The organism is Corallococcus llansteffanensis (assembly GCF_003612055.1).
Taxonomy (GTDB): Bacteria; Myxococcota; Myxococcia; order Myxococcales; family Myxococcaceae; genus Corallococcus; species Corallococcus llansteffanensis.
Map to the genome: position 1 here is coordinate 1 of NZ_RAWB01001188.1, position 447 is coordinate 447.

Annotated in this window: 1 protein-coding gene; it reads left to right on the forward strand. The window is 64.2% G+C overall.

Annotated elements, in window-relative coordinates; genetic code table 11:
- Positions 1 to 134 precede the first annotated feature (134 nt).
- A partial coding sequence (locus tag D7V93_RS44065; protein ID WP_208723391.1) for a transcriptional regulator family protein occupies positions 135 to 447 on the forward strand: 313 nt, incomplete at its 3' end.

Sequence of the window (447 nt, forward strand, 5' to 3'; positions counted from 1 at the left end):
GAGCAGTCGCAAAAGCACCCGTTTCAGGCCGAAATTTGGAGCTTTTGTGTCTGCTCGTGCCGGTTGGCTCGCCGCCCACAACCCCCACGTAGACTCGTCTGGCGAACGAGCAACAGAAGAGGTAAATCACTGCGATGAGCGGCCATTCCAAGTGGGCCACCACCAAGCACAAGAAGGCCGTCGTCGACGCCCGCCGCGGCAAGATGTTCGCCCGGCTGATCAAGAACATCGAGGTGGCGGCGCGTGTCGGTGGCGGTGATCCGGCCGGCAACCCCACGCTCTACGACGCGATTCAGAAGGCGAAGAAGAGCTCGGTTCCCAACGAGAACATCGAACGGGCCCGCAAGCGCGGCGCCGGCGAGGAGGCCGGCGGCGCCGACTGGCAGACCATCATGTACGAGGGCTACGCGCCCAACGGGGTGGCGGTGCTGATCGAGTGTCTGACCG